General features: G+C 50.8%; 19 protein-coding genes. 3 read left to right on the forward strand and 16 right to left on the reverse strand.

The annotated features are described in order from the left end of the window. Positions 1-53: 53 nt before the first annotated feature. The 7 genes from KTH89_RS18840 to KTH89_RS18870 form a co-directional block, all read right to left on the reverse strand. Positions 54-332, reverse strand: coding sequence for a hypothetical protein (locus KTH89_RS18840; protein WP_238722729.1), 279 nt, complete (start codon positions 330-332; stop codon positions 54-56). A 46-nt stretch (positions 333-378) separates the two neighbouring features. Next, positions 379-1,467, reverse strand: a complete 1,089-nt coding sequence (locus KTH89_RS18845; protein WP_238722730.1) for a Gfo/Idh/MocA family protein — start codon at positions 1,465-1,467, stop codon at positions 379-381. A gap of 81 nt (positions 1,468-1,548) precedes the next feature. Further along, entirely contained in the window at positions 1,549-2,382 is an 834-nt protein-coding gene (locus tag KTH89_RS18850; RefSeq protein WP_158346851.1) for a sugar phosphate isomerase family, read from the reverse strand. Positions 2,383-2,438: 56 nt separating this feature from the next. Next, positions 2,439-3,596, reverse strand: a complete 1,158-nt coding sequence (locus KTH89_RS18855; protein ID WP_238722731.1) for an N-acetylglucosamine-6-phosphate deacetylase — start codon at positions 3,594-3,596, stop codon at positions 2,439-2,441. 4 nt (positions 3,597-3,600) lie between these two features. Then, positions 3,601-4,470, reverse strand: a complete 870-nt coding sequence (locus KTH89_RS18860) for a carbohydrate ABC transporter permease (RefSeq protein WP_158346847.1) — start codon at positions 4,468-4,470, stop codon at positions 3,601-3,603. A gap of 12 nt (positions 4,471-4,482) precedes the next feature. Next, on the reverse strand, positions 4,483-5,352 hold the full coding sequence (locus tag KTH89_RS18865; protein ID WP_238722732.1) for a carbohydrate ABC transporter permease: 870 nt from the start codon (positions 5,350-5,352) through the stop codon (positions 4,483-4,485). A gap of 82 nt (positions 5,353-5,434) precedes the next feature. Continuing rightward, positions 5,435-6,775 carry an ABC transporter substrate-binding protein gene (locus tag KTH89_RS18870; RefSeq protein ID WP_238722733.1) on the reverse strand — a complete coding sequence of 447 codons (1,341 nt, stop codon included), beginning with the start codon at positions 6,773-6,775 and terminating at the stop codon, positions 5,435-5,437. 378 nt (positions 6,776-7,153) lie between these two features. On the opposite strand from KTH89_RS18870, the gene KTH89_RS18875 reads away from it, so the two are divergent. Continuing rightward, positions 7,154-7,819 carry a DUF4867 family protein gene (locus tag KTH89_RS18875; protein ID WP_238722734.1) on the forward strand — a complete coding sequence of 222 codons (666 nt, stop codon included), beginning with the start codon at positions 7,154-7,156 and terminating at the stop codon, positions 7,817-7,819. Positions 7,820-7,851: 32 nt separating this feature from the next. Next, entirely contained in the window at positions 7,852-9,072 is a 1,221-nt protein-coding gene (locus KTH89_RS18880; RefSeq protein WP_238722735.1) for an ROK family transcriptional regulator, read from the forward strand. 686 nt (positions 9,073-9,758) lie between these two features. Here KTH89_RS18880 and KTH89_RS18885 read toward each other — a convergent pair. From KTH89_RS18885 to KTH89_RS18920, 8 genes are all read right to left on the reverse strand, one after another. Then, entirely contained in the window at positions 9,759-10,190 is a 432-nt protein-coding gene (locus tag KTH89_RS18885; RefSeq protein WP_238722736.1) for a hypothetical protein, read from the reverse strand. A 72-nt stretch (positions 10,191-10,262) separates the two neighbouring features. After that, positions 10,263-11,177: a DMT family transporter gene (locus KTH89_RS18890; protein WP_238722737.1), complete on the reverse strand. Its 915-nt coding sequence runs from the start codon at positions 11,175-11,177 to the stop codon at positions 10,263-10,265. Beyond that, positions 11,174-12,325: a transaldolase family protein gene (locus KTH89_RS18895; protein ID WP_158346839.1), complete on the reverse strand. Its 1,152-nt coding sequence runs from the start codon at positions 12,323-12,325 to the stop codon at positions 11,174-11,176. The genes KTH89_RS18890 and KTH89_RS18895 overlap by 4 nt, the downstream gene beginning before the upstream one ends. A 208-nt stretch (positions 12,326-12,533) precedes the next feature. Beyond that, positions 12,534-13,211 carry a transaldolase family protein gene (locus tag KTH89_RS18900; RefSeq protein ID WP_158346837.1) on the reverse strand — a complete coding sequence of 226 codons (678 nt, stop codon included), beginning with the start codon at positions 13,209-13,211 and terminating at the stop codon, positions 12,534-12,536. A gap of 205 nt (positions 13,212-13,416) precedes the next feature. Next, positions 13,417-13,896, reverse strand: coding sequence for an RpiB/LacA/LacB family sugar-phosphate isomerase (locus KTH89_RS18905; RefSeq protein WP_238722738.1), 480 nt, complete (start codon positions 13,894-13,896; stop codon positions 13,417-13,419). Beyond that, entirely contained in the window at positions 13,893-14,876 is a 984-nt protein-coding gene (locus KTH89_RS18910) for a transketolase family protein (protein WP_158346833.1), read from the reverse strand. The genes KTH89_RS18905 and KTH89_RS18910 overlap by 4 nt, the downstream gene beginning before the upstream one ends. A gap of 4 nt (positions 14,877-14,880) precedes the next feature. Further along, complete coding sequence (locus KTH89_RS18915) at positions 14,881-15,708, reverse strand: transketolase (protein ID WP_238722739.1); 828 nt, start codon at positions 15,706-15,708, stop codon at positions 14,881-14,883. Positions 15,709-15,835: 127 nt separating this feature from the next. Continuing rightward, positions 15,836-16,957, reverse strand: a complete 1,122-nt coding sequence (locus KTH89_RS18920; protein WP_238722740.1) for an iron-containing alcohol dehydrogenase family protein — start codon at positions 16,955-16,957, stop codon at positions 15,836-15,838. A 258-nt stretch (positions 16,958-17,215) separates the two neighbouring features. Between KTH89_RS18920 and KTH89_RS18925 the strand changes: the two genes are divergently transcribed. Next, on the forward strand, positions 17,216-18,556 hold the full coding sequence (locus KTH89_RS18925; RefSeq protein ID WP_238722741.1) for a fucose isomerase: 1,341 nt from the start codon (positions 17,216-17,218) through the stop codon (positions 18,554-18,556). Positions 18,557-18,696: 140 nt separating this feature from the next. Here the strand turns inward: KTH89_RS18925 and KTH89_RS18930 are convergent. Continuing rightward, positions 18,697-20,646 (reverse strand): leucine-rich repeat protein (locus KTH89_RS18930; protein WP_238722742.1); only part of this gene is annotated, 1,950 nt, incomplete at its 5' end.

A 20,646-nucleotide genomic window follows, 5' to 3' on the forward strand; every position in this document is an offset into this window, starting at 1 on the left:
TACGTCCCTTTATATCCAATCCCCTTAAGCGCCACCCATGCGGTAAGGACTGGTCAGGACAGCTTCTCCAAAACCTCCTGCAAAAGCTGTGTATCATTGCCTTCCACTCCAATCCGCAGATGATCGTTCCCCTGGACTCCCTTGATCAGAAATCCCGGACCCTGTACCCGGAAAAACGGAGCCTTCAAACGGTCCATGTACAGCAGCTCCCCAAGGGATGCCAGTGCCCGGATGAACGCTTCCCCTGTCTTTTCGTCAAAATAAACATTATAACCATACCAGCCGGCTTCCGCACACAATTCAAAGGATTTCTCCACTTTAATGATCTTCATCCTGTACTTCCTTCCGTCCTGATAGCCCCTTTGATTCCCGCTCCCGTCAGGATTCCCCGCCGTAGGAAATCCCATACGCTTCTTCCATCTCCTGAATCGTCACGATCCGCTGCTCATGGGCTGATGTCTCCGCCGCCAACGCAAGCAACGCGCTCTGCAGGCCTGTTCGTACATCTGTAAGCGGCTGCCTCTTCTCCCGGATGCAGCGGGCCAGTTCCCTTAAAGAGGGAAGAATGTCCTCACTGTGAGCCTCAAAATTATCGCGCAGATAAGCGTAATGCTCTTCCCGCTTGGCCTCCCGGTCCCATACATAAAGATCATCGTCCCGGATTTCCAGCCGGCCCCGGTCGCCTATAACCCCGATCTCCAGCGCGTGCATATGTTTCTGTCCCTTTAACTCCGGACAGAACATACACAGGGACAGATTCGCCCGCATCCCGTTTTCATAATCCACAGTGACAAAAGCGTGGTCCAGCACATCCGTGTCCCGGTACTCCACGGAATTATCCCCGGCAGCATAGACCCGCAGCGGTTTCGCATCCGCGATCATGTTAAACAGGTCGAAGTGATGGCAGTTTTTTTCCAGCAGCGTCCCGCCGGAATACTCCTTTTTCCGGATCCAGTCCGGGATCAGTCCTTCTTTTTTTAAGAAGGGATGCCGGAATTCGTGGCACCAGATCATTTTCGGGCTGCCGATCTGGGGAAGACTGTTCCGCATCTTCACAATGACGTCGGCATAGCGCAGCTCATAGCCGATCTGCACGATACACTCCGGATGTTCCCGGCAGGCATCCATGACATTCTTTAGCCCTTCCACCGTGGTGGCCATGGGCTTTTCCAGACGGATATGTTTTCCCGCCCGAAGGCAGGCGACCGCGATCTCCTCGTGCAGATAATCCGGGGTGACGATGACGGCCAGGGAAAATTCTTCCTTTTCCAACAGTTCCCGGTAGTCCCGATACACCGGAACAGTTTTGCCCTTTCCCGTAAAATAATCGTTTATTCTTCTGATATTCGGTTCATAAACCTCACAGACGGCTGTGATATCGTAATCTGTAAGCGGCTCCAGACAATTCCGGATCTGTGAATATCCCATCATCCCTACGCCGATCACAACTGTTTTTATCGCTTCCAAATGATACTCCTCTCCTGCTGCCTTTATGGCTTTTCCGATATACTTTTATTCCGCTTCCCAGACAAAGCCCGGTATTCCAACCTAACGCAGCTTTCCAACCGGCGGTTCCGCTACATAAGAAGTGATCGTAAGCTTTGCGTCCGGGTGGTTCTGGAACAGGGAAGCCGGCACACGGGAAGTTACCTCTCCGTGCAGGATCTTCCTGACTATTCCCTTCTGCCACATACGGTTCATATAAAAACGGATCTGTCTGGCGGACAGGATCTCTTTCATCCCAACCGTGATACAGCGGGCGGGTATATAATCGATATAACCGTTGGCCGCAGTGATGGCGTTCACGGTCCGGGTTTCTCTGGTAAGGCTTAACACCCGGGTCTTATATTCCCGGAATTCCCCGGCCGGCACCTCTATTTCCGGCGGTTCGTTAAACGCGATATGCCCGTTGATCCCAATCCCGCCGTAAGCCACATCCACGCCGCCGGCTTCCTGCATCAGCCTGAAAATCTCGTCCTCCCTCCCCGGTTTCGGAAAGATGCGCTGTTCGGCCGGAATGTTTAATTCCTCCTCCATCACATCATAAAATTCCCGGTTCATAAATCCCTCGAAACTCAGGGGATGGGACGGCGGAATCGGCCGGTCCTGGTCATCCAGATACTCATCCATATTAAAAAACCAGACATTTTTTAAGCTCACCCTGTTTTTATTACAGAGCCACGCAAGCTTTTTATACTGTCCCACCGGCCCTACCGGCACGATAAATACGGTATTCCTGCCTGCCTGATTATTTGCCGTGATATGTTCAAACATGTCAAGCGCCATATGATAATAGATATCTTCTTCCGTATCCACGATCTCCAGCGCGATGGGGCTGCCGTTCCCTAACTCTTCCTTTGTAATCTCTTCCAATGGTTTCAACTCTTACTCCTCCCTTTTCTTCCAAAAAAGTCATTCCGCTTTTACGCTTCTGTGCTTCACCCGTTCCTATCTTCCTTTACGGTTCTGCGCAGGCCGCCTTCCCGATCCAGAATATTAAAATGAGCGGCGCAGCCTACGCGGATATGCCCCCGGTCTTTTAAGCCCAGCAGTTCCGCCGGCGCGGAGGAAGCCATATAACACGCCTGCTCAATCGGGACAGTCCCCGCTTTCACCAGCCGCTCCACCATCCGGCGGATCGGTGTCACGCTCCCGGCATATGCGGTCTCACTCTTTAACAAGGCGATACCATCTTTTACGTTAACCGGAACTCCATGTTTCCCGCTGCCCAGCATGAACTCTCCGTCCCCAAGGCCGGCCGCCCGGATTTCATCGGAGACGAGACACATCTTCCGGTACCCTTTGCATTTATAGATCAGCCGGAATAGGGCCGCCGGTATATGATGTCCGTCCGCTACCACCTCCGCGTACAACCGGTCGTCCTCCAGGCCGATTTCCGTAAGCCCGATGTGCTTCACGGCGTCCTGTCTTCTGGAAATAGAGGAACTGCAGCAGTACAGATGCGTCACGCTTTTCATACCGCCTTGTATTGCCCGGTAGATTTCCTCATCAATGGCTCCGTCATGTCCGCCCGAGACCGTAATCCCATTCTCTTTGCAGTATTTGAGAAGCAACCCGATGCGTGGTACATCCGGCGATACCGTTATCAGACGAATCCACGGTTTCATCTCATCCAGTATCCTCAAATGTTCCTCTTTCGGGCTCAAAAGATACTGCCCGGGCTGCGCTCCCCTGTTCCTTTCCGACAGAAACGGCCCTTCCATATGGATACCCAGGATATCCGCCTCTGTCTTAATCCCCCTCTCCAACAGACCCGCCAGGTTTTTAACCTGTTCTAACGGGGCGGTCATGGTTGTCGCCAGAAAGGAGGTCACCCCGTTCCGAAAATGAAAACCTGCGATCCCGGCCAACGCTTCCTCCGTCCCGTCCATCGCGTCATATCCAACTGCCCCATGATTATGTATATCGATAAAACCGGGACACAGGAAATGGTGTTCCCCGTCAAGAACCTCTTCCTGCTTCCTCCGGTAATGATCCATGGTATCTATATTTTGAATCCATCCGTTTTCTGTTCTGATAAAATAATTTTCCAGTATTTCTCCATCTTCCAGTATATTTACATGAACAAGTTCCATTCCTCTAACCTTTCACCGCACCGCTGGTAAGACCCGATATGATCTGCTCCTGGAACAGCATGTACCCGATAATACTCGGTATAATTGCGATCACGATCGCCGCGTACATGGAGACATAATCGGTTGTAAACTGATTGGTAAAATACCGGATTCCGATCTGGATCGTCTTGGTTGCCGGGGAGGAGGTCAGCAGATTGGCATAGACGAATTCATTCCAGCAGGTCAGAAACTGGAAGGTGGCGGCGGTCACAAGCCCTGTCTTGGTCAGCGGCAGCACGATGCGCAGGAACCTCCCGTAAAATCCGCAGCCATCCACATAGGCGGCCTCCTCGATCTCCCTCGGAAAGGAATCCATAAACCCGCGGACGATAAAGACCGACATCGGCAGTCCGATGGCCGCGTACAGGATGCGAAGGGAATTCAGGGAATCCAGTAAGCCTGCTCTGCTGAAAATCGTAAAATAAGGAACCATCAGCGCGTTAAGCGGCACCATGACGCCGGCGGAAAACATGGCAAATATAGCTTCTTTTCCCTTGAACTGAAAACGGGAGATAGCGTAGGAGGCCATGGCGGCGGCCATGATATTGATAAACGTGGCAATCACGGAAACCGTGATGGAATTGATAATCATCCGCCCCAGATTTGCCTGGGAAAACGCGTTCACGTAATTCTGAAACTGGATCACGGCCGGCAGGGAAAACGGATTGTCAAAATATTCCGCGTTCGTCTTAAGCGACGTGACAAAGAGCCAGACCAGGGGAAACAGGGTATATATCCCAAAGAACAGGATCAAAAACCATTTGGCGATTTTTATTACCACGGTCTTCGGCGTCAGCTGCTCATGTATTTTATTTTTCTTTGCTGTTTTTACCATCTGATCTTCCTCCTACTCATCCCTGGATGAAAACATTTTCCGTATGCATACGATGACCAAAGCGCCGGTCAGGATCAGCATCACGCTGGACGCATTGGCCCCGCCGTAGTTGTTGTTGCGCATCTGATTATATAAATAGAGCACCAGGACGGAAGTCCGGTTGGCCGGCCCCCCGTTTGTGAGCAGGTAAACCTGTTCAAACGTACGCAGGCCGAATACCGCGGCCAGAGTCACACAGGTGGACAGCGAATATTTGATCAATGGTATGGTGATATGGATATCCGTCTGGAACACATTGGCTCCGTCGATCCGGGCCGCCTCGTAATAGGTCTGGTCGATCCCCGTGATACCGGCCATCATAATCACCATATAATATCCTATGTAAAACAGCCCATAGATCAGGACGCAGATAAATGCGGTGCTTGGATTACCCAGCCAGTTTTTCGCCTGATCTCCCAGTCCTACGGCTCTTAATATCCCGTTCAGCAGACCGAATTCACTGTTGTAGACCGCCGACCACAGCGTTGCAATGGCGATACCGGATATGACCTGGGGAAGAAAGTAGACGGTTCGGAAGAACTTCCAGAACTTTGGCTTTTTGGAAAGGATCAGCGCCATCAATAATGCCAGCGGCACCTGAATAAAGCAGGCGGATAACGCCCAGATGACATTGTTCCTGAGGCTGCGCCAAAATACCTTATCACTGAATATTTTTGCATAATTTTGCAATCCGGCAAATCCGGCGTCCGTAATACCATTCCAGTCAAACAAGCTCATGATGCCGACGAAAAATATAGGAAAAACGAAAAAAACAATAAACAGGAACAAAGCCGGAAGTAAAAACAGTACAATACCCACCGTGTTTTGTCTCTTATGCTTCATAATAGACCCCCTTTATATACCCCGCCTGTCCGGCGGCACAGGCCGCCGGCAGGCGGGGTATGATGACGCATCTTTATTATTTTTACTGGGCGCTCTTTAACATATCCACAAAGCCCTGCGCATCCACATCACCCAATACCAGGGATTCCAAAGCGCTGGGGAATGCATTGGCCACTGCGGTAGGCATAGCCGCGTTAAAATAGGGAATCATAAACGGCGCCGCTTTGCTCTGGTCCATAATCTCAGACATCAACGGGTCGGTAATCTTGCTGGCATCATAGCTGATTGCGAACATAGCTCCTGAGGAATTAGACAGTTCCAGAACCCGGTCGGGATCGGTTATGTACTCTAAGAACGCTTCCGCAGCCGCCTGTTTGTTGGGGTCATCCTGTTTTCCCAGTACGATGTAAGCCAATACCGAGTTCACATAGGCTCCGCCGTTTTTCCCGTCTACGGATAATCCGGGGCTGATCGACAGATTGTCGTAAAGTCCTTCTGCTCCTTCTGTTTTGATCCGGCCAAGAATCCAGCTTCCGTTTGTATAAATAGCAGCTCTCTCATTGAAGAAATGACCGTTGACGACACTTGCATCCGCTCCCACAGCGTCGGAGGAGGTGTAGTCAAACATTTTTTTCAGGATTTCCGCCGCCTTTACAAATGCTTCATCATCCAGTCCTTTTTCATAGACATCCACTCCGCCGCAGGCTGCAAGCGCATAGGAATACCAAAGCATGGAAGTCCAGGCATTATCGTTGGTCATCTGGGTAGTCGGGAAAACTCCGCTGGCCTTTAACTTCTCACAATCATCAAAGAAATCTTCAAAGGAAGCGGGCAGCTCCGTAATCCCCGCCGCATCCAGAAGTTTCTGGTTGTACATAAACGGAACCACTGCCATCTCATACGGCACGCCGTAACATACGCCGTCTATTTTCGCATTGTCAATGGCGCTCTCCACAAACCGGTCGGCCAGATTCCCTTCCACATAGGAAGTGGTATCCATTATTTTTCCGGATTCCGCAAACAGGGTCAGGTCGGCCATACTGTCAACCGTAAAAATATCCGGTGCGTCTCCGGTGGATATCAGGGTACGGATCTTATCGCGGTAAGCGTCGTAATCGGTCTGTTCCTCCACCTTCACTTCATACTGTCCTTTATACTGTTCGTTAAAGCCTGTGATCATCTTGCCGAAAACTTCCGCCTTGCTGTCCGTGCCCACCCAGATATTCGGAAAATTCAAAGTGACCATTTCCCCTGAGCCGGTCTGTTCCGTTCCGGCCGGAGTATCTGCCGGTGTTTCTTTCTCCTCTGTTCCGACATCACTCTTCGCACTACTGTCCGCCGGTTCTTCTTTTGCCCCGCATCCTGTCAGCGAGGTAATCCCCAATACTACCGTCAACGCCAATGCCAGAAATCTTTTTTTCATAAAGCAATACCTTCCTTTCTCACTTTCCTTTTTCTTGATTTTCCTTTTAATTAAATGTTTTAATTTAATAGGTAAAATTTTAGGGAAGTCATATAACATTGAACAATTCATCCCTATTTTCTCTGACCATGCTGTACAATTCGTTATACGTTTTCCCTTACAAACATGATTATATAGTATTTATATCCAATTGTAAATAGACATTTTGATTTTTCATTAAATATTTTAATCAATTTTGCCTGACAGCGATATTTTCTCATTTTCAATTGCAAAAGCAACTTGAATTTGATATGATTAATTTAATATTATATCTGCTGTCAGTCATTTTTTCTGTATCATTTAAAATCTTTAATTATTTATAGAGAGGATAAGATGAATATGAATTTTGAACGTCTAAAAGAAAAAAATCCGGATATTCCCTTCTATCCGGTTACGGACGCAGCCTTTCAAACATACGGCCGTATTATCACCAGTTATCCGTTGGAGGAAGTTCTGGCGGTCATGGAAAAGAAGGACATTCCGGAAAGCGGAAACAAATATACCGCATCCGATCCGGATTTGATGGACACGGAATTCGCGTCGCTCATGACCTCGCATTTTTATGCGGGAATTCCGTCCCAGGTTGGCTACTGCAACGGCACTACCGACCGTTTGAACGCCTTGGAGTACCACAAATGCTCCGAACTTGATATCGCGGTCACGGATCTTGTCCTTCTTTTGAGCGATGTGCGGTTGATCCGCAGCAATCAGCTCTCCTCCGATCAGGTCACGGCTTTTTATGTACCGCGCGGGACAGCGGTCGAGCTCTACGCCACCACTCTTCACTTTGCACCCTGCCGGGTAAGTCCGGAAGGCTTTAAAAGTATTATTGTCCTGACGGCCGGCACCAACGAACCGCTTGCTTCTCTCCCCGAAGCAGTCACTTTGGAGGATCGGCTTATATGGATGAAAAACAAATGGCTGATTGCCCATCCGGACAGCATCCCCGCCTCCAAAGGCGCTTACGCCGGAATACAAGGGGAAAATCTCCAGATTCAGATTTAAATAAATATATTTACAAGAAGAGGGTATGTACTATGGCGGAAACAAACGGAATTAATATGCTGGATGTGAAAAAAAAGAACCGTGGTTCCATTCTCCGGCTGATTTATCAAAATGGCAGTATCTCCAGAAAGGAGATCGCCACCGCATTGGGACTTACTCCGGCAGCCATCACACTAATAACCAACGACCTGATCGAGGAAGGGCTTTTGGAAGAAAGCAGCTTTGAGTCCTCCAATGTCGGACGTAAAGGACGAAAAGAAATACTGTTGGAAATACGAGGAAAAAAATTCGCGGCAATCGGCGTTTATATCAGCAAACACAAATTCCGCATTATGTGTATGGATCTGAAAAACACGATTCTGTTTGAGGATACCGTTTTAACGGCGGACTGCTATTATGACTCTTCAAAAATACTTGCGAAGCTCTGCCAAAGCGTTACAAACTTATTGGCAGATGACAAAATCCTGCACGGACGCACTCTCCTGGGGATGGGCGTCTGCGTAAATGGCATTGTAAAATCCCGCCAGGGAATCAGCGTGAAATCCTACGGTATCTGGGAAGAAAATGTACAGGTCATCGCCTATCTGGAGGAAGCCCTGCAGATACCGATTATCCTGACCAACAATATATGCGCGTTGGCCCACGGCGAAGCATTTTTATCCCGGCGGGAATATCTGGACAATATGCTTTTTATAAAATACGGTCCTGGCGTCGGGGCGGCCAGGCTGAATTACCGGCACACCACTCATGATTTCGACTATAAAGCCATTGAGCTGGGCCATCTGATCGTGGAACCCGATGGTCTTGCCTGCATATGCGGAAATCATGGATGTCTGGAAACCATAGCCAGCTACTCTTCCATAGAGCGCTCCATTTCGGAAGCCTTTTCCAAAGAAAACACACCGATCCTCTACGAGCTTCTGGAGGGAAATCCTGAGAAATTCACAATCGAAGCGCTTGTAGAGGCATATGAACAGAATGATCCCCCCATTGTCAAAGCCCTGGAGAAGGTGATCCGTTATCTGTCTCTTGCCATCAAGAATTCGATCTGTATTCTGGAGCCCTCCTCCGTCATTTTATACGGAGAGCTTTTCGAGAGCGCCCGGTTCCGCGAAGTGCTGAATCAAAACCTAAAACTCTTTTCCGTCAGCGAGCGTGTTTCGTTCAGCCACTTCAACCTGGAGCTAGAGACCATCGGGCCGGCCTATACAATCATTAACCGCTTCTTTGAGTTGGGGGGGCATTTGCTTTAGCGGGGTGTTTTTACTAAGGGCCGGAGAGGGAAGGCGGGGAGGACGGCACCGGGAGATGGGATCGGGGGAACGGTATCGGGCGTCAAATCGCTTCGGCCAGGCCTAAGAACGGGTAACTCCGATGTCGGGAGAACCTCTTATTGGCAGGGCCTGGAACAAACTCGCCAAAGGGCGGCTCGGACAGTGTTCCAGGCCCTGCGAGGTTCTCCCGGCATCTGCGTAACCCGTTCTAAGGCCTGACCTCAAGCGATTTGACGCCCGATACCGTTCCCCCGATCCCATCTCCCGGTGCCGCCCTCCCCGCCTTCCCTCCCCTACTTTGGTGAAATATGGGGCTCGCTGTTGTTTTTTTACAGTAGGCGGTATTTTTACCTTGTTGCATTTGGGTGATTAGGCGATTACTGGGAGTCTCGTAATAAAAGGGCACACGGTTTCAGTATTATAGTTCTAAATTTTTCTTACTCCGGGTTCGTTTTCGTTTGAGGATGGATAGGATTGTTCTGGTACGAAATCAGAGACTCGGCATTGGAAGTCATATCTTCTATGGAGTAGTGAATATTCACTGACGTCTGCAAACATAAATCCAAGCGGAATCGAGTATTTGTATGGGTATTTTAATCAGCATATTTTTTAGGCAGGGACACAGGTAACGGTGGCGCCCCTCTGCGGCCAGACCTTAGAAAGGGTCACTCCGAAGAGATGGAAACCTCGCGGGAGCCGGGATGCTCTTCCTCGGGGGTGGGTATGTCCGCCGGCTGGGGCTGGGAACCGGGGCGGTGTCCGGGGATGCTCCCGGCGGATGGGTTCTTTTGTGTCTCCCCGGCAGCGCATAGGGCGGCTGTGCTGCTGCTTAGCGGAATCGGAAAGCCGGGTTCAGGATGACCGGCGGACTTCACGTCCGACGGGCAAGGGCCACTGAACCGGGAACGCATCATGCGTTCCTGGTGAATTGGCCCGGTTCCTGAACCCGGCTTTCCGATTCCACTTAGCAGCAGCCAGCGCAAGCCCTCCGCGCTGCCGGAGAGACACAAAAGAACCCATCCGCCGGGAGCATCCCCGGACACCGCCCCGGTTCCCAGCCCCAGCCGGCGGACATACCCACCCCCGAGGAAGAGCATCCCGGCTCCCGCGAGGTTTCCATCTCTTCGGAGTGACCCGCCCCCCCAAGGCCTCACCCCCCCGAGGTACCATCATTCCCCTGCGCAGCGCGCTTTCTTTTTTTGTTCCATCAGGATTCCGAAGGCGCCGGCCAGTACGACTGTGATTCCCAGAAGCTGCATGGTAGCCAGCTTTTCTTTGAAGAGAAGAAAACAGATCAGGGTGGAGACGATCGGCATCAGGAGGAGGAAGACTTTTACGATCCAGACAGGGAACCGCCGCAGGTTATAGTAGTAGACAATGTAGACCAGGGTCTGGCCCAGTCCGGCCAGGAGCGCTGCGGTTAACGTGGATTTGTCCTGGATCAGGATTTTGAGTTCCCCGAGCCGTCCCATCAGGATTGTCGCGATGGTAAACAGGATCATGGTGACGATGTTGTTGTAGTAGGCTATCACATTGTCGGCGACGGGATTTTTTTTGTCCAGCTGGACGCTCTTTATGACGAACGCGTTGATGGATACGAACAGGGCGCTCAGGATAAAGAAGATGTCACCCCGGCCTCCCAGGCTGAAGCTGCCGAAATCGACGCCCATGACCAGGAATACGCCGAAGAGCATGACAAAGGTGTAGGCCCAGTCGAATTTTGTGAAGCGCTCTTTGTAAATGATGACGGAAATCAGGTTTACAAAGATAATATCGCATTTTAACAGGGCGGTACCGATTCCGGCTGCCGACAGGGACAGGCCGATAAAGGCGGTCAGATCCAGAAGGAAGCCAAGGCAGCCGATCAGGATGAGGCGGGCAGTTACCCCCTTTGTATGTAACAGCAGTTTGAGTTCCCCTTTTTTCCACATAAGGAGGGTTAAAAGTATCAGGGTGATAAAACGGATTACGATACCGACGGAAAATACGCTTAGGCCCTGTACCGCTTTCTGGCTGGCCACATAGTAGCTGCCCCATATGAGAGCCAGCAGCAGTAGCGGCAGGGTTTGCTTTGGTTTTATCATATCTGTTGGCGCGTTTTAAGCTGCGCCTCGGCTTGGGTTGCCGCAGCTGCCTTGGTCAGGGACGGCTCGGGGGCCGGCAGCGGGTATATCATGTAGCCGCGGATCAGTCTGCACAGATCATCGTATCCGGCAATGAAGGTGTCAAGGGTCGCCTGGAACGCTCCGTAGGTCTCGAACTCACAGGGACGCATTCCTTTTTCATCGAAGGCTTTGTGGAATTCTTCCAGACGGTTTAATTCCTGGAGGTATTCTTCTTTTACGGGATCGTGGATCCGGTCTTTTACTTCCACCTGACAGGCGTTTAAGCGTTTGTGCCAGGAATAGTTGATCGTCTGGGCCAGATCTCCCCCGATAAATTCGGACCAGTGATATTGGTTGCGGTTCGCCGCGGTCAGAAGGCGGGTGGCGTATCCGCGTTCCCGGAAGATCCGGTACGCTTCTTTCATGACTGCCACACCGGCCCATTCCAAGGCTTCCGGTTCTATGACTATGCCCGTCTTTTTTATATATTCTTTCATCCAGTCGTCGGTTCTTCCGATCATGATGGTGCAGATGGGCGCCATTTGGTCAACGGGAAGCCCTTCTGCTTTTCTGCGTTTTAACCCTCGCTCTACGGCTTCGGCTACGCAGACTGCCTGGGCTACGGTGAAGGAGACGGTCGCATTGATACTAACCCCCTGGTATGTGACTTCTTCCATTGCCGCTATCCCCGCCTCGCAGGCCGGCATCTTTATCTGCATGTTCTCACCCAGAGAGTTCAGGTGTAATGCCTGTTTTACCATTTTTCCGGTATTGCGGTAGTATTTGGCATTTGTCTGGATGGACAGACGGCCTTTTTTCCCTTGGAACTCACGGAAAATGGGAAGCAGCTTTTTGCTTCTCAAGGCTCCGATTTCATCGATCAGCTTCCATGCGATCTCATCCTCGTCCGCTTCCGGATTCTCATCAATCAATGCACATATCCTGGGCTCCCATGTGGCAAGCTCATTTTTGATCACGCTGCCGACAATGATCGGATTGCTGGTTGCTCCCACGATCCCCCGTTCCAGTCCGTAATTCAACTCTTCTTCCCCGCAGGAATCCATCCAGATGTCCGTATCCGGGAAACGTATGGCTGTTTCATGTAATTTTCCTAAGTATTCGCTCATCCTTTACCTCGTTTCTGCGCGGCTGTAAAATTTAAATTTCTCTTGTAAAGCCTTCCGCCTTCGGGAGAACACCCGGCGCATCATCTTCTCAGCCGCCGGATAATCCTCCTGAGGGCTTATTCTCCAATCGGATGTATTATCATTTTAGATGGGAGTATGGCGGCGCCGCACAGCCCCATATCCTTTCTGTTTTTATGCAATCACCTGGTCATTCCCGGACGGTGTTGTCCCAGGCATCCCGAAAGACTTCCAGACCATAGGTAGTAAAGGGATGTTCGAAACTGGCCTTATAGACGTCCAGGCCACAGGTTACGATATCCGCTCCCATCGCCGCAAAATCTCCGATCTGCCTGCCGTTGCGGACGGCCGCGACGATTATCTCTGTTTGGAAATTGAATTTTTTGTAAACTTCGATAATATTCCGTATGTAGTCCGCACTGTCGCCGCTGTTTTCTTTCCAGCCCACGAAAGGGGATACGAACTTCGCGTTCAGTTTGCCGGCCGGAATGGCCTGGGATGTGCTGAATACCAGTGTAACGTTGGTACGAATCCCGGCTTCCTCCAGCTTTTTCGCCGCGATCAGTCCCTGTTCGCAGCACGGAATCTTAATCGCATAGTTCGGAGAATAGGAGGACACTTCTTTCGCGGCTGTTACCATTTCTTCCCATGTATCCAGATGGGGATTGATCTCAAAGGATACCGGGAACCGGTCTATGCCCTGAAGCCCCTTTTTTTCGATCCAGGCTGCGATATCCCGTACCACCTGCATAAAAGGTTTTCCGCTCATTTTAATGTGCTTCGGGTTCGTGGTCACCCCGTCGATACAATAATTCTCAAAGGCGTATTCGATTTCCTCTAATCTGGCGCTGTCTAAAAAATATTTCATAACTGCTCCTTTCTATCTGCCGTCTTTCTATACACTATACGTTTCCACTCACTATATCTTTTTACCCACCATATCTTTTCCCACTATATCTTTCTATCCGCTATATCTTTTTATCCGCTATATCTTTCTGTTCACAATATCTTTTCATCCAACTTATTCGCAATAGGTCAGCCAAAATATCCGCCAGGCCTTTCGTAATAAGCCGTTAATCCGCATAGATTTGTTTTTCCAGTGAAAATACTTCCTCTCTCGCATTTCGAAGAAATTCCTGCCTCCACTCTTCCAGCCCCTGGGTAAATCCGGTGTTTAAGAATACGTCCGCCATCTCACAGCCCAGCACGTCGGCAGTCACCCAGCCGCCCATGGTCAGCACGTTAGCGTCGTTCACCGCGCGGCACATTCTGGCCGCGTAGGTGCTTTCACAGACAGCGGCATAGACACCTCTAAATTTGTTGGCCACCACCGCCATTCCCATTCCTGTGCCGCAGATGAGGATGCCTTTTTCATATTCCTGATCCTGTATTTTTTTAGCCAGGATGGGGGCCACCTGAAAATAGGGCATCGGCTCATCCACGTTTTTTGTCCCGCAGTCTTCCACTTCATATCCCGCTTCGGCCAGATGTACTTTGACCGCCTCTTTTAGAAAAAATCCTGATTTGTCTGATCCGATCACAATCTTTTTCATGCCTGTTCCCTCCTGATTTGGATTGCCTGCTTTGCGGCGGCAACGATCTCTTTTTTTGTCAATCCGTACTTCTCCTGCAGAAATCCCGTGAATCCGACTTCTCCGAAGTGATCCTGCACGCCGACCCTGATCACCGGGACCGGGAAAGTTCCGGACAGGAATTCGCTGACCGCTCCCCCCAGCGCCCCAATCACGCTATGATTTTCGGCGGTTACGACGGCTTTCGTCTTTTTCGCGCTTTTTAATACCAAGTCTTCGTCCAGGGGCTTCAGTGTATGAATATTGATAATTTCCGCATCGATCCCTTCTTTTTTTAGTTCCTTTTCCGCTTCCACCGCTTCCGCCACCATGATCCCGGTCGCCAGTATCGTGACGTCGGCGCCTTCTTTGAGCACAGTGCCTTTACCAAGTGTGAATTCCTGGTCCTCATTAAAGATAGATACGGCGTTTCTGCGGAGCAGACGGATATAGACCGGCCCATAGTGGGAGACGATCTGCGGAAATATTTTACGAAGCTGAGCGCTGTCTACCGGCTCGTAGATGACCATTCCCGGAATGTTTCTCATAACCGCCATGTCCTCCATGCTCATATGAGTACCGCCGTTTAATTCAGCCGTGACGCCGGGGTCGCTTCCCATCATTTTTACGTTCAGCCCCGCGTAGGCTATGGATAACGTCACCTGGTCGCAGGCTCTTCTGGTGGTAAACGGCGTAAAGGTATGGGTAAAAGGAATTTTTCCCATAGCGGACATTCCGGCCGCCACCGACATCATATTGGCCTCTGCGATTCCCACATTGATGGTGCGTTCCGGGAACCGTTCTTTAAAACGTATGGTACCTGCCGCCTTCATAAGATCGGCTTCCAGAATGACGATATCCGGATTTTGCTCACCCGCCTCGATCAGCAGATCCACATAGGTCTCCCTCAGCCACCGTTCTTCCTTGCTTCCTGTCGCCATTGTTTCCTTTATCGCTGTCATCGCCTCATCCCTCCTTCTCCAGTAATGCTACTGCTTTTTGCCACATGTCTTCCGTAATATTCATATTGTGGGAAGCGACCTGGTTCTCACAGAAATAAGCGCCTTTCCCCTTGATCGTGTTCAATAGGATCATCGAAGGTTTTCCCTTTATTTTCTTCGCATTGTCGATGGCGTACAGAATCTCTCCGATATCGTGCCCATTGATGCTTTGTACATGGAAACCAAATGCCTCCCATTTTTTGTCCAGGGGCTCCAGCCCGTTGACCTCTTCGATATAACCGTCGATCTGCATTTTGTTGTAATCCGTAAACGCTATGAGATGATCCAGTTTCCGGCTGCCGGCCAGCATGGCCGCTTCCCAGACCTGCCCTTCCTGGCTTTCCCCGTCCCCGATGATGGAGTATACATACAGGTCCTTTTGATCCAGCTGAGCCGCCAGCGCCATGCCAACCGACGCGGAGAATCCCTGCCCCAGGGAGCCGGTGGACATGTCGATTCCATTGGTAAGGCGCATATCGCAGTGGCTGGGCAGATGAGTGTTCGGACGGTTCAAGGTGTCCAGTTCCTCCTCTGCAAGAAATCCTCTGAGAGCTAGCGCGGCGTAGACTGCGGGTCCCCCGTGGCCTTTCGATAAGACGAAGCGGTCTCTGTCCGGCTTTTTGGAATCCTCCGGATCAATATGCATCACGTCAAAATACAGCGCCGCCAGTACCTCGCACAGGGAAAGTGCCCCTCCAATATGGCCGGTTCCCAGACTTCCGATCGACCGGATGGTAAGCTTTCGGATCTCATCCGCACGGTTTTTGAGCATTTCTATTCTGTTCTCTGGCATTTCCTCTCCTCCTGAATTTTTATGTTTTCTTTATCTTCCCAGATCATTTCTATGATCTTTTATTTTATAAGATCTTTTATTTTGTTAAATCTTTTAAATAATTCATCAAAAAAAAGAAACAAATCACTTATAAAATAGATCTGAGTAATTCAGTTACTGTCTGTTCATTCATAACAGCCGGTGTCAGCCGGATAATCGCCGCAGATAAACCCACCTGCGCAATATGTGTAAGATTCTCCTCCCTGACGCCGATCTGGGACAGTCTTACCGGCATTCCCATACTCTTCATTAACTCTTCCACTCCATCCGCAAGCGCTTCCGCATCCGGATACCCAAGATAATTGCAGAGCTGCTGCATTTTCTCGCCGGCCTGTTCCCTGCTTTTTCGTATAAACGCCGGAAGAGTAATCGAGCATGCCGTGCCGTGGCTCGCGCCGAACTCCGTCGTAAGGGGGAAGCTCAGCGCATGGATACCGGTCGTCCTGGTCTGGCTGAAGGATATGCCGGCGATCAGACTGGCCGTGATCATTGCCCCGCGGGCATTCAGATCATCCGGATGGTCATAGGCGGTCTTAATATGCTCCAATATACTCTTCAGCGCTCCCATGGAGAGCATGTCACAGACCGGCTGGGATTCCTTGTTCCAATATGCCTCAATGGCATGGCAAAATGCGTCCATCCCCGTAGAGGCCGTGACGCACGGCGGCAGACTGACCGTCAGTTCCCCGTCGATTAACGCGTAGTCCGGCCAGAATTCCTGGTTGACCATGGGCATTTTGATTCCCGCCTTTTTGTTCGTATAAACGCCCACATTGGTCACTTCACTTCCTGTGCCGGCAGTGGTGGGAATACAGATTAACTGCGTCTTTCTTTTTTTAAGAGTTTTACTCCCGCCTCCGTAATAATCATAGATACTTCCTTCATTATCTCCCAGGCAAGCCGCCATCTTGGATACATCCAGGGAACTTCCCCCGCCAAGCCCGATCACGCAGTCCGCTTTGGCTTCCCTGATGCACGCCGCCGCTTCGTCTACACTCTCGCAGGAAGGATTTGGCTCAATTCTGCTGAAATACACAACCTTCTTGCCCTCCATTGCCGCGCCGAGGGCCTGTGCCGTTCCATTTTCAAACAGAAAAGGATCGGAAATAATACAGACATTTTCTCCCGTTATGTAATCTTTTACCTTTTTCGCTATTCCGTTTTCAAAACACACCGTTGTAGGCATGTGGAATGTGAATTTGTCAACCATACTGCCGCCTTTCCCCCGTCATTCGGGATACCATCTGATTAACAGTTTTAATTTTACTATTTTCCACTATTTATCTCTGCATATTCACATTATATTTGAGTTATTGGGGAGTGTCAATAGTATTTATTAAATGTTTTAATTAATTATTGAAAATATGTGGGTCAAATGTTATACTTTAATAAACCCACTATTAATTTCTCTATACTTTTATTATTTTAAATATTTTAAAAAATTAATTAACCGAGGAGGGTATTTAACATGACTGATTTCCAGGTAGCGTACATTCCGATTGGTGTTCCCACCTTTCATCTGGAAAGTGCTCAAAAAGAATTTGAAAAATCCGTAAAGGTCATCTCTTCCTTTACAAACAGCGGGGTTTATCCGGACAAAATGTTATTGTCTCTGGAGGATCTGTGTGAATTCGCAGACCGGATCTCTCCCCATCTCCTGATCTTACAGAACATTACTTTTGCAAACTCAGCCTATGCCAGCGAAATTCTGAAGCGTTTCGACTGTCCGGTGCTACTATGGACACTGCGGGAACCGGCGATCGATGGGGGGCGGCTCCGATTGAATTCCCTGACCGGCGCCTATTCGGCGGCCAATGCCATGGCAGAGCTGGGAGACCGTAGTTTTGAGTATCTCTACGGATCACCGGAAGAAGAAGAGGTCAAACGCCAACTATCTGTCTGTATTCGCGCGGCGGAAGTTCTACATTCCATGAACTCTCTGAAAATGGCCGCTATCGGCCATACGCCTCAGGGTTTTGGCTTCGGGCGCGCACTGGATCTGGAGCTGCTTAAGGTATTTGGTGTGACTTTAGAATCTATAGAGGCGAGAGAACTGATCGGCATGGCGAAAAGTTATAAGGAGGAAGAATGTCTTCCTTATCTGGAAGAGGCCTACCGGCGTATGTGCGGCCTGGAAAAAACACCGGCGGAAAACAGGATGGGGTTCGCCAGGCTTTATAAAGCTTATAAGGAATACGTCTCTGCTCACGGGATTGGAGCGCTTGCCTCCCGCTGCTGGCCGGATTTCTTTACCAGCTACGGCACACCGGTCTGTTCCGTTTTATCCCTGCTCAACGATGAACATATCGCCGCCAGCTGCGAGGCGGATATCTATGGCGCGCTCTCCATGTACATAGGAATGGAGCTTTCCGGCCAGGCGGTATTCTTCGGCGACCCGGTATCCCTGGATGAGTCGGAGAATACGCTCACTTACTGGCACTGCGGTATGGCGGCCTGCTCTCTGGCCAGCGAAAAAACCGGCGCCTGCGTTGGTGTGCATCCCAACCGGAAGATCGGTCCCTGCCAGGACTTCGGCTGTAAAGAGTGCGAAGCGGTTACCGTATTTCGGATCGGGCGGAAGCCGGACGGCTCCTTCCGTTTCTTTTTGTTAAACGGTTCTGCCCTTCCTAAGGCAAAGCAATTTACCGGAACCAGTGTGGTAGTCAAAGCGGATTCCCCCGTGAAGGAAGTGGTAACCCGGAGTGTGAAAGCAGGCTTCGAACCGCATTTTGTGGTGATATACCAGGATGTGAGAGCGGAATTGACTGCCCTTGGCAATATGTTGGGAATCGAGATTCTCGAATACTAAAGGGTATTTATGATAGTTCTTCGCTTTCCGGCTGACCGTATTATTGGTCTGAGGTATCGTTTTCGATTGGGGCATCGTCTTCTGCTGTGGAACGCCCCTATCGGCAGCGGAGCGGAGGGCTCCTTGGAGCCCTGCCGCGCTTATCCGCGGCGCTTGGTGCAGCGGCATTTCCGATAGAGCAGCAGGGCCGCGCCGCCTGTCAGGGCTGCCAGCATTGCCAGCAGCCAGGGCAGCGGATTTGCCGTGTCGCCCGTCTGCGGGATAGTGGATTCGTTGATAGTGACCGTGAAGGGCGCGCCGTCCACGGTGATGTCGGTCGGCCCTGTGGGGGCGATGCTTTCGGTCTGCATTACATAATGGCAAACCGTACATTCCTTGTGCCGACTGCCCGCTTCGGTTTTAGCAGCCGCCTTGTCGGTGATCCACTCGCTTGCGGTGTGGGCAGCTTCGTCCGCTCTGGCCCCGTCGCCTGCCGTACACTCGTGCCAGTGATTGTTATTGTCGTACCTCCAGGCCGAATCAAAGAAATGGGTGTGGCCGGGAGGCGGGGTGTCATCCTTATAGGTCGCCGTCACAGTGGCGTGGGCGGCGGGCATGATGAAGGTGGTGGTGGCGCTGTTCGCGTTGTCAAATCTGCCTCCCGATGACACCCACTTGTCAAACACCTGACCGGAGGGTGGCGTATCCGCTTTGACGGTTACCCGGACGTCCGCCCCGTACGTACCGTCCCCTGCGCCGTGTTCCACCTTCAGCCGGTAAGCGGGCGCAAGTTTCCAGTCAGGGCCGAGGACAAGCTTATCCTTTTTCCAAGCCTCCGTGTACTTCTCCGACCCGGCAGGGTAATAGATAACGCCGGCGGAAGCTATCCCGGTGAAGGCGCTGAAATGAGAAAACGCGGGCGCATCCCTCAAAAAGGTCAGGGACGAAAGGTTTCCGCAGTAGGCAAACGTCTCAACCCCAATAGCGCTCAGACTTGCCGGGAAAGTAATCTCCTCAAGGCTGCTGCAGGAGGCGAATGCAGAGGCCCCAATAGTTTGGAGTTGTGCATTGGCTGGGAAGATTACGCTTGTAAGGCTGGTGCAGGATTCGAACGCAGAGAACCCAATGCTTTGCAGGCTCTCTGGGAACCTCACGCTTGTAAGGCTGGCGCAGGATTCGAACACAGAGCTCCCAATAGTCTGCAGGCTCTCTGGGAGGCTCACGCTGGTAAGGCTGCCGCAGGAGGCGAACGCATTATTCCCAATAGTCTGCAGACTCTCTGGGAAGCTCACGCTGGTAAGGCTGCCGCAGGAGGCGAACGCATTATTCCCAATAGTCTGCAGACTCTCTGGGAAGCTCACGCTGGTAAGGCTGCCGCAGGAGTCAAACGCATAGTCTCCAATAGCGGTCACGCCGTCCGGCACGTTGAAAGACGTTCCGCTCTTTGCTATAGGATATTGTAGCAGCGTATTGTTGACTTTGTTGTACAGCACGCCGTCTTTGCTCAAAAAATACAGATTATCAGTTTCGACTTCAAAGGCTTTAAGGCTGCCGCAGTTGGAAAACGACTGGGCCTCAATGGTTTCCAGGCCCTCCGGTAAGCTTACGCTGGTAAGGCCGGCGCAGCCGTTAAACGCATATTTCCCAATGGTTTGAATGTTTGCGGGAAAGCTCACGTCCGTAAGGCTGACGCAACCGTAAAACACAGATTTCTCAATGATTTTCAGGCCCTCAGGGAAGCTCACGTCCGTAAGACTAACGCAATTATTAAACGTATTATTCTCAATGGTTTCCAGCTTGGCATTGGCTGGGAAGCTCACACTTTCAAGGCTGCCGCAGCTCTGAAACGCAGAGCTCCCAATGGTTTTCAGATTCTCAGGGAAGCTCACGCTTTCAAGGCCGTCGCAGCCCTGAAACGCAGAGAATCCAATAGTTTGCAGGCTCTCGGGAAAGCTCAGCTTTGTAAGACCGTCGCAGCCGTTAAACGCAGAGGATTCGATGGTTTGCAGGCCCTCAGGGAAGCTCACGCTTTCAAGGCCGTCGCAGCCCTGAAACGCAGAGAATCCAATAGTTTGCAGGCTCTCGGGAAAGCTCAGCTTTGTAAGACCGTC

Origin of the sequence: Diplocloster agilis (assembly GCF_019042275.1) — a bacterium.
Classification (GTDB): Bacteria; Bacillota; Clostridia; order Lachnospirales; family Lachnospiraceae; genus Diplocloster; species Diplocloster agilis.

Bases quoted from the DNA above. Each gene is read 5' to 3' on its own strand.
- KTH89_RS18890 (WP_238722737.1), bottom strand. From the start codon at position 11,177: ATGATAAAACCAAAGCAAACCCTGCCGCTACTGCTGCTGGCTCTCATA.
- KTH89_RS18865 (WP_238722732.1), bottom strand. From the start codon at position 5,352: ATGAAGCATAAGAGACAAAACACGGTGGGTATTGTACTGTTTTTACTT.
- KTH89_RS18910 (WP_158346833.1), bottom strand. From the start codon at position 14,876: ATGACAGCGATAAAGGAAACAATGGCGACAGGAAGCAAGGAAGAACGG.
- KTH89_RS18915 (WP_238722739.1), bottom strand. From the start codon at position 15,708: ATGCCAGAGAACAGAATAGAAATGCTCAAAAACCGTGCGGATGAGATC.
- KTH89_RS18880 (WP_238722735.1), top strand. From the start codon at position 7,852: ATGGCGGAAACAAACGGAATTAATATGCTGGATGTGAAAAAAAAGAAC.
- KTH89_RS18925 (WP_238722741.1), top strand. From the start codon at position 17,216: ATGACTGATTTCCAGGTAGCGTACATTCCGATTGGTGTTCCCACCTTT.
- KTH89_RS18885 (WP_238722736.1), bottom strand. From the start codon at position 10,190: ATGCTCTTCCTCGGGGGTGGGTATGTCCGCCGGCTGGGGCTGGGAACC.
- KTH89_RS18895 (WP_158346839.1), bottom strand. From the start codon at position 12,325: ATGAGCGAATACTTAGGAAAATTACATGAAACAGCCATACGTTTCCCG.
- KTH89_RS18870 (WP_238722733.1), bottom strand. From the start codon at position 6,775: ATGAAAAAAAGATTTCTGGCATTGGCGTTGACGGTAGTATTGGGGATT.
- KTH89_RS18860 (WP_158346847.1), bottom strand. From the start codon at position 4,470: ATGGTAAAAACAGCAAAGAAAAATAAAATACATGAGCAGCTGACGCCG.
- KTH89_RS18920 (WP_238722740.1), bottom strand. From the start codon at position 16,957: ATGGTTGACAAATTCACATTCCACATGCCTACAACGGTGTGTTTTGAA.
- KTH89_RS18840 (WP_238722729.1), bottom strand. From the start codon at position 332: ATGAAGATCATTAAAGTGGAGAAATCCTTTGAATTGTGTGCGGAAGCC.
- KTH89_RS18875 (WP_238722734.1), top strand. From the start codon at position 7,154: ATGAATTTTGAACGTCTAAAAGAAAAAAATCCGGATATTCCCTTCTAT.
- KTH89_RS18855 (WP_238722731.1), bottom strand. From the start codon at position 3,596: ATGGAACTTGTTCATGTAAATATACTGGAAGATGGAGAAATACTGGAA.
- KTH89_RS18900 (WP_158346837.1), bottom strand. From the start codon at position 13,211: ATGAAATATTTTTTAGACAGCGCCAGATTAGAGGAAATCGAATACGCC.
- KTH89_RS18905 (WP_238722738.1), bottom strand. From the start codon at position 13,896: ATGAAAAAGATTGTGATCGGATCAGACAAATCAGGATTTTTTCTAAAA.